At 69.5% G+C, this 7,833-nt stretch carries 9 protein-coding genes and 1 tRNA gene; 2 read left to right on the top strand and 8 right to left on the bottom strand.

Going from position 1 to position 7,833, the window contains the following annotated elements:
* Nucleotides 1-174 precede the first annotated feature (174 nt).
* From AC5LUJ_RS21085 to AC5LUJ_RS21065, 5 genes are all read right to left on the bottom strand, one after another.
* On the bottom strand, nt 175-582 hold the full coding sequence (locus AC5LUJ_RS21085) for a PIN domain nuclease (RefSeq protein ID WP_250292779.1): 408 nt from the start codon (nt 580-582) through the stop codon (nt 175-177).
* 41 nt (nt 583-623) lie between these two features.
* Entirely contained in the window at nt 624-857 is a 234-nt protein-coding gene (gene vapB, locus AC5LUJ_RS21080) for a type II toxin-antitoxin system VapB family antitoxin (protein ID WP_250284218.1), read from the bottom strand.
* 453 nt (nt 858-1,310) lie between these two features.
* Nucleotides 1,311-1,565: a DUF6941 family protein gene (locus tag AC5LUJ_RS21075; protein WP_493465582.1), complete on the bottom strand. Its 255-nt coding sequence runs from the start codon at nt 1,563-1,565 to the stop codon at nt 1,311-1,313.
* 177 nt (nt 1,566-1,742) lie between these two features.
* Complete coding sequence (locus tag AC5LUJ_RS21070; protein WP_250284221.1) at nt 1,743-2,594, bottom strand: hypothetical protein; 852 nt, start codon at nt 2,592-2,594, stop codon at nt 1,743-1,745.
* An 18-nt stretch (nt 2,595-2,612) separates the two neighbouring features.
* Nucleotides 2,613-3,089 carry a glycine-rich domain-containing protein gene (locus AC5LUJ_RS21065; protein WP_250292771.1) on the bottom strand — a complete coding sequence of 159 codons (477 nt, stop codon included), beginning with the start codon at nt 3,087-3,089 and terminating at the stop codon, nt 2,613-2,615.
* Nucleotides 3,090-3,257: 168 nt separating this feature from the next.
* Here AC5LUJ_RS21065 and AC5LUJ_RS21060 point away from each other — a divergent pair, with 168 nt between their 5' ends.
* Nucleotides 3,258-4,517 (top strand): helix-turn-helix domain-containing protein, encoded by a 1,260-nt coding sequence (locus AC5LUJ_RS21060; protein ID WP_445548570.1) that lies wholly within the window; start codon nt 3,258-3,260, stop codon nt 4,515-4,517.
* A 109-nt stretch (nt 4,518-4,626) separates the two neighbouring features.
* On the opposite strand, the gene AC5LUJ_RS21055 is transcribed toward AC5LUJ_RS21060, so the two are convergent.
* Both AC5LUJ_RS21055 and AC5LUJ_RS21050 read right to left on the bottom strand, forming a co-directional pair.
* Nucleotides 4,627-4,699: transfer RNA gene (locus tag AC5LUJ_RS21055), tRNA-Thr, on the bottom strand.
* A gap of 254 nt (nt 4,700-4,953) precedes the next feature.
* The gene (locus tag AC5LUJ_RS21050; RefSeq protein WP_250292766.1) at nt 4,954-5,706 is read right to left on the bottom strand and encodes a FadR/GntR family transcriptional regulator; all 753 of its coding nucleotides are present in this window, start codon (nt 5,704-5,706) and stop codon (nt 4,954-4,956) included.
* 467 nt (nt 5,707-6,173) lie between these two features.
* On the opposite strand from AC5LUJ_RS21050, the gene AC5LUJ_RS21045 reads away from it, so the two are divergent.
* The gene (locus AC5LUJ_RS21045) at nt 6,174-6,731 is read left to right on the top strand and encodes a MarR family winged helix-turn-helix transcriptional regulator (RefSeq protein ID WP_250284227.1); all 558 of its coding nucleotides are present in this window, start codon (nt 6,174-6,176) and stop codon (nt 6,729-6,731) included.
* 73 nt (nt 6,732-6,804) lie between these two features.
* On the opposite strand, the gene rlmB is transcribed toward AC5LUJ_RS21045, so the two are convergent.
* Nucleotides 6,805-7,833 (bottom strand): 23S rRNA (guanosine(2251)-2'-O)-methyltransferase RlmB (gene rlmB, locus AC5LUJ_RS21040; protein ID WP_493465581.1); only part of this gene is annotated, 1,029 nt, incomplete at its 5' end.

Raw genomic sequence — 7,833 nt, 5'->3', positions numbered from 1 at the left:
TCCCTGACGCCTCCGAAGTGTCGGGAACCATGAGATCGAGGGTGAAAGTGGTCGCTGTAGCAGCCACTTTCACCCTCGATCTCATGAACGCAGGCATGTTCGAGCGGACGCTCACCGGCCAGCCGCGGGTCTTCGAGTGTCAGCCGTGCCGTGGTGTGTGGGGGTGGTGGAAGATCAGGGCAGCCGGCACAACGGTTGTCCGGTCAGGTCGGCGATCAGCTCGAAGTCCTGGTCGCGGTGCAGGACCGTAAGCCCGGCGGCTTCCGCCGTCGCCGCGATCAGCAGATCGGGAACGCCTGGGGCCCGGTGGCGGCCGGCCGTGGCCAGCAGGCCCTGGACCTCGTAGGCGCGCCGGGTCACGGTGGCCGGCGTGTCCCAGTGGATGACCATGCGCGCGAGAGGCAGGGTGCCGAGAAGCTGGGCGTGTTCAGCGCCGTTACGGGCGGAATATCCCACCTCGAGCAGCGTGACCGCGCACACGTGCACCAGACCTTGATCGACTCGCTGTGACCAGACGGGCTCATCGGGATGGGTCGGTATGCGGACCATCGCCGACTTGTCGATGAGCCAGCCACCTGTCACGGCCGGACCTGTCACGACCGGACCTGTCACGACCGGACCTGTCAAGACCAGGCTCCGCGCATCACGTCCTCGTCGGTGAGGTCCGAGATCAGCCCGCCCAGCCGCGCCCAGTCCGTCCGGGCAAGCGGGGGACGCGCGTCGCGGGATGCCCGCTCGGCTTCGGCGGCAAGCGTGCGGCGCAGGTACTCGACACGCGAAATGCCGGCCCGGGCGGCGGCGGCATCAAGCTCGGCAAGAACCGTGTCGGGTACGTCGCGCACCAGGATGTCGGCCACCAGTGTCACCTCGCAGGTCTGATATCAGATTCTTCGCTCATGATAGCATGATCGATTACGTGAGATGATCATTGAAGGTCCCGTCCCGGCCGGCCGGCGGGGCCAGACGCGGGCCATTGCCGCTGGTGCTCGAATGGCGCGGCGGTGCGATTTCCTGCCCCGTAATGCGGTTCGATCCGTCCGCCAGCCTTCAGGCTTGTCCGTGGCGCCAGCCGGGTCTGGCGTGGGCGTCGTCGCCACTCAGCCAGCAATGCATGCAATGCCAGCATTGGATTGCTGGAAGGGGCGATCAGGTGGGCCGGACCTGGAAGCCGACCTCCCATGCGTCCTCGGGCTCCTCCTCGATCCGGGCTTTCCACGTGTAACGGCGACCGGGAGTCAGAGGAAACGGCGTCATATTGATCGCGAGGGGTGCCGTAAGGGGGGAGCCCTTTGCCGCGCCGGCCGTTCTCCCTACTTCCACCCGGGCTTCCACCTTGATCGGCTGCGGTCCGACCGGCCTGGCAGGACGACGGGAGAGCCATCCTCCTCGTGAAGCTCAAGATGGAGGGTAAGCGGCCTGTTGCCATGATCCCATGGGACCTCGATCAGCATGCCGATCGCAGCAGGGAAGGGGCCGGGGCCTGCAACATTCCAGCCACCGCCGAGGATGTAGAGCTTCCCTTCCGACACCTGGGCGGCATCGCACAGGATCATGGTGACTTTCATGCGACAGCGGCTCCTGGCGCCGGGGAGCGAAGCGTGACGGGGCCGCGCAGAATACGGACAAATGACGTAGATGCCGCCGTCGTGCCGGCGTCGGCAGAGAGCAGGACACGGTCAGAGCCCTTCACATGCGACTCGCTCAGCACGGTGGGGGTGGGAAACCGGTTTCCACGAGATGAGTCAGAGGTTTCGCCAGGTGGCGTAGCCGCGTGCCGTCGCCGCTCGGTTGTGGGCCGCATGGGTGCCTGCCTGCCGGGCGCGGACGGTCCACAGCCCGGCCACGTGGCAGGCGAAGGCGGTCAGGGCATCGTCGGATACGCCGGCCCAGCAGGTCAGCCCGGCCGCCCACCGCTCGGCCCGCTCCGGTGAATGCCCGGCGCCGACGAGGCGGATGATCAGGAACGCGGCGTCCACCCATCCGGCGCCCTGGGCCGGCCAGCCCCAGTCGACCACCCGGATCCGATCGTCCGCGATCATGAACTGGTGGGCGTGAAGGTCCGTGTGGATCAGCCTGTCCCCCGCGACAGCTTCGCTGACGGCGCTCGCGTGGCGGGCCGCCGCCGCGATATCCCAGCCGGGGAACGTGTCCGCTGGCAGCGCCTTCAGTTCCGCCCACGCCTTCCCGTTGCGCCATCGCTCGGAAAGCGGACGTAGATTATCGCCGGGCCGGCGGGCGATGCTGTCGACGACGGCACCGACGCGGGGCAGGTCGGGGGAACCGGGCGCGAGGTTCGCCGGCCGGCCGACGATGTGCTCGAAGCCGACCAGCAGCCAGCCGTCGAGTTGGCAGGCGAACCGTGTACTGGGCGCGATACCGGCGGCCAGGTGCCCGTAGGTGTGTTCGTTGCGCAGCCAGCGCGCCCGGCGGCCCTCGCCATGGACGGCCTTGACGAACAGCCGCTCGTCGTCCGTGTCGACGACGGCGGCGAGGTCGCAGCCGTCCCCCTCATCTACCGCGCTGGTGGAGGTGATGGGTCCGGTGTGCGCCTCGACCGCGTCGCGGACCTGTGTGGGCAGGTCGTTCCATTTCATCGGAAAGATCGGCTCCGTCTACCTGAGGATGCGGCCGTCCTTGTTCTCGTCGCCATCCCTGCCGCTTGCCGAGCACTCGTCAGGGTCGCACCTGGCGCTCGTCAACCACAGCTCATGGTCGACGACGTATCCAGCTTGCTCGATGAAGGTGATCGTAGAGGCGTGCCTGGTTGGAGCGGTTGTGAGGTTGGGCGGCGTGTCGTCCGGCACGTGGTGGATGAAGTGGCCGGCGATCTGCCGGCAGAACAGCGAGTACTCCTTGGTGTGCAACAGGAAGGTGTGCCAACCCATGTCCACGGTGTGGCTGGGCCTGTGCGGCGTCTCGAGGTCCGTGCCGCACGCGGCGAGGAAGGCGAGAGACTGGTCGATGACTCGCTCCGCGTACTCGCGGTCGACAAGATGATCGGCCGCGAGCCGGGCGGACAGCCGGTTGAACAGCTTCGGCGCGACAAGGTCGCGGCCTCTGCGGGTGACGACCGTCGTTGGCGTGGACATGCTGCTCTCCTCTACCTATCGCTGTGGTAGGCGCAGACTCCCGGCGACTTGGTCGGCGGGGATGCCGCCGAAGGCGGGCGCCGAAGAGAAGCCTGTCAGTACAACTCTGCTTACTGAACGGACGTAGCGGCGTATTCTGCTGGCGCGCGGCGTCATGTCTGGGACGCTGTGGGTGAGTATCCAGCGGCAGGGGTGGTCAGACCGGTGACGGAAACAGGCCTCGGGGATCGACTTGCGCAGGTGCGCCGACGGCGGGGACTGACCCAGGAGGAACTGGCGGAACGGTCCGGAGTTTCGGTCGCTGTGATCAATAAACTGGAACAGGGACAACGGGATAGCGTCCGGGTCGCGACTCTGCACGCACTCGCGCGTGGACTGGATATCCGGACGGCTGAGCTGTTCGAGGGAGCCGCTTACATGGACGACACGGAGGAACACGGGAGAGCGGCGCTGCTGCCCCTACGCCGGGTTCTGGAGCCGAGTCCGGCAGAGCGGCTGGACCCGGCAGCGCCTGTTTCGGCGGTGACGCTGCGCGCGATGGTCGAAGACGCGGCGCGGCTCTATAACGACTCGCGGCTGAACGAGGCCGTCACCGAGCTTCCCGCTGTACTGACCGCGGCTCGTGCGGCCGCGGCGGAGGACGACGAGAGCGACGGCATGGAGGCCAACCGGCTCCTTGCATCCGCGTACATCATCGCCGGCTCCGTGCTGATCCAGCTTCGGTACGAAGACCTCGCCTACGGCGCCCTCCGACAGGCGGGAGAGACAGCGGAGATGGTCGGCGACGACGTCATCCGGGGATCAACCGCCTCATACCTCGCGTGGATCTTTCTGCGACAGGGTCGATTCGCGGATGCGGAGAACACAGCCGTTCAGATGGCAGAGGAGATCGAACCCTCATTGACGAGGAGCACTCCCGCGCACATCTCGGTGTGGGGACGGCTGCTGGTCAGAGCTTCGGCTTGCGCGGCGCGCAACAACCGGCCGGAGCGTGCGCGTGATCTACTGAACCTGGCCCGGTCAGCCGCCGTACGCGTGGAACGGGACCGGCTCGACTACGGCGAGTACTTTGCATCCTTCGGCCCGACAACCGTAGCCACGATGGAGGTGGAGATGGCGATGACCATTGGCGACGCGGCACGCGCGCTGGCGCTGGCGCTGGCACGCAATGTGCCGCCCACCACGCACATTCCGCAGTCGACTTGGTCCCGTCACCTGCTTGCCGTGGCCGAAGCGCAGACAGCGGTGCGGGAGTACAACGCGGCCATCCAAACTGTCGGCCAGCTTCAGGGGACGGCCCCTGAGTGGCTGCGTAACCAGCGGCTTGCACACCAGATAGTTCGCGATCTTCTTGACGCGGCGACCGTCCGGCGCGCCCGAAAGGTCGGCCTTGCAGGGCTTGCGGCGTCTATGGGCGTGCGACCGTAGTTACAGACGCCACCGACGAACCGGACAGTGGAGATGGCCTGGGTACACCGCTGGGTACATGACGATCACTTCGGGGTCGGGTCAGTGACGAAGGCCCAGGTCAGGAGGGAGCCGGCGAGGGGATTCGAACCCCTAACCGCTCGATTACAAGTCGAGTGCGCTGCCAGTTGCGCCACGCCGGCCGGTCCGAGGACGCTTCCTAGCGTAGGGCATCGGGGGAGGATCACGCGCCTCGGGGCCGAGTGATCGTTGGGACGCCGGTCGCGTCACCGTTCTGCCGCCTGCTGTTGACCGTACCGGCGCCGCTGCCGGGGGTTGAGGCTGCCGAGGGCTGACAAGGTGCCGGCCGGGGATGCGCCGGCCTGTGGGTGACCACGCGTCCCCGGTCGTGAGGGGTGAGGGCTGCTGCGTCGGGAGCGCGTCCCGGGATGGTTGGTCAGGAGTAGACCGTGAGCATCGGGCCCGGTTGCGGGGTGTTGTCCGTCCCGAGTTCGATGTCTGCCGCGCCGTTGTCCTGCCAGAATGCGACGGCGCCTCGTACGTCCTGGTTTTCTATCAGGTCGGTCAGGCGTTCGTAGCGGGCGAGCGACTGCCGGATGAGCTGCTGCCCGGCCGCCTCGGGAATTTTCCGCAGGACGGCTTCGTGCTCCTTTCGGAGAAGGGCCGAGACGAGTTCCGCCATCAGGATCAGAGTTCTGTTGTGGGATGACCGCACGACCAGGATGCGGAATTCGGCGGACGGCCGGGAGAAATCGAGAATGCTGCGTGAGCGGGCGGCGGCCAGCAGGCAGTCGCGCATGCCCCGCAGGTCCGATCCGCTCCGGTGGGCCGCCGCCAGCGCCACCGCGCCCGGTTCCATCACCGCCCGTGCCTCGAGCAGGTCCCGGACGGAGGTGCCCTGCATCTGCAGCCGCAGGCCGGCCTGCCGGGCGAGCACCCGGGTGTCCGGCTCCTGGACGAGTGGCCCCAGGTGGGAGCCGCGCCGAAGGACGATCAGGGACTCGGACTCGAGGATGCGCAGCGCCTCGCGCATTGTCGGCCTCGCGACACCGTACACGTCCATCAGCTCGCTCTCCGGCGGGAGATGCTCGCCGGGCCTGACCTCGCCGCGTGCCATCCTGCCCCGGAGGTCGTCGGCGACCAGCTCGGAGAACTTGCTGAACCTCGGCCCGCGTTCCGGCCCGAACATATTGACAGCCCTTGTCGTCCTGGCGGTTCTCGTCGTCCTGACAGCCATTGTCGCCCGCCTCCTCGCTGAAGCGTGAGAAGCCATGCTAACCGCGGAAGAGTGTCATGATCCGGCGCGGCCGGATTCTTGTGAGGCCGCCCACGCCGTGTGAATCCACCCACACCGGTGTTCGCTGGCCATTGTTTTGGGTTTCCGGTAGGTTGGCGAGCTGACCGGGCGCCGCGCCGTCACCGCTGGCTGACACATCGCCGTATCCACGCTGCCACCACGGATGACGGTTTATGTACCACTGCCGGTTGGGGGTGGGTAGGGAGTATTAGAGTGCTGACGCCGCCATTTCCGCGCCGCTGACGTGACGGCCCGGGATATCCGGGCCCACGGGCTGGTGTATCCGTCCGGTGGTGGCCGGTGTATCCGCCCGGGGGTACCGACGGTGTGCGAGAGGATGCGAGAGGAGAGGCCACGAAATGGAGTGGGACGAACCGTCGCCCGCTGTCGCCGCGTCCCGCCTCGGGCATTCGATCAAGCGGGCCGAGCAGGCGCTCATCCGGGAGAAGACCCGGGCGCTGCGTGACGTCGGCCTGTCCGTCCCGCAGTACACGGTACTGCTCACCCTTGCCGGCTCGCCGGGGCTTTCCGGCGCCCAGCTCGCCCGCCGATGTATGGTCACGCCCCAGTCGATGGCGAGCCTGCTGCTCACGCTCGAGGCGAAGGAGCTGATCGTGCGTGAGCGGTCGGACGTCCACGCCAAGGTCTTCCAGTGCCGGCTGACCCCCGCCGGCCGGACGCTGCTGGACCGGGCGGACGCCGTCGCCCTCGCGGTCGAACAGCGCCTCACCGCGGTCTTCACCCCCGCCGAGTCGGAGGAGTTCCGCTCCCTGCTCGAACGGACCGTCGCCATCCTCGACGACGAGACCGGACGCTCCGCCCCGGCCGTGTTGCCCGCATCTGCCGGGCTGCCCGCATCTGCCGTGTCGTCCGCACCCGCCTCGACAGCGCACTGGTCACAGGTGGTCGGCCAGTAGCACGGTAGGCCGGCGGCACCGGCCGGCTTCGGGCCAGGGGACGCGCGGGAGGCGGCTCAGAGCGGGAGGCGGCTCAGAGAAGGTGCGCCGCCGCCGCGTCCAGCCGGCGGCGGCGGGCTATCTCGGCCAGCGCCACGCCCGCGGCGACCCCGGCGTTGAGCGACTCGACATCCCCGGCCATCGGGATCCGCACGGTCAGGTCGCAGTGCTCCCCGACCAGCCGCGACAGGCCGCGGCCCTCCGAGCCGACGACCAGCACGAGCGGGTCGGAGGCCATCTCCAGGTCGTCCAGGCTGACCTCGCCGTCCGCGGCGAGCCCCACCACGAACAGGCCGGCCTGCGCCCAGCCGGTCAGCGCGCGCACCAGGTTCGTCGCCCGCGCCACCGGCAGCCGGGCCGCGGTGCCGGCCGACGTCTTCCAGGCCGCCGCCGTGACGCCGGCCGCCCGCCGTTCGGGCACCACGACCCCGTGCGCGCCGAACGCCGCCGCCGACCGGACGACCGCCCCGAGGTTACGCGGGTCGGTCACGCCGTCCAGAGCCACCAGCAGCCCGGGCGGTGCTTCCTGGGCGCGGGCGAGCAGGTCGTCGGGATGGGCGTAACGGAACGGCGGCACCGACAGCGCCAGCCCCTGGTGCGGCGCGGAACCGCACAGCCGGTCCAGCTCGCCGCGCGCGACGTCCGCGACGGCCACCCCGGCGGGTGGGGCCAGCCGGCGGGCCTCGTCGAGGCGTTCGTCGTACTCGGTACCGGCGGCCACGTAGAGGACGGACGCGGGGACGCCCGCCCGCAGCGCCTCGACCACCGCGTTACGGCCGACCACCAGCTCCTCGGGCTCGTCGCGGTCCCCGCGGCCGGCGGAGCGCCCGCCGCGGGCCGGGCCGGCCCAGGCGGATCCAGCCGGGCGGCCCTGCCGTGGCGCACGGGGGCCGCCGCGGGCTGCGGCGTCACCGGCCCGGTCATCACGGGCCCCGGCCCCGGCCCCGGCGCGGGCCGGGCCGGGCCGGGCGGATCCAGCCGGGCGGCCCTGCCGTGGCGCACGGGGGCCGCCGCGGGCTGCGGCGTCACCGGCCCGGTCATCACGGGCCCCGGCCCCGGCCCC

The sequence above is a fragment of the Protofrankia sp. CiP1_Cm_nod3 genome (genome assembly GCF_982290655.1).
Note: the sequence above shows the minus strand (reverse complement) of the source record. Positions and strands in the feature narration are given on the sequence as shown.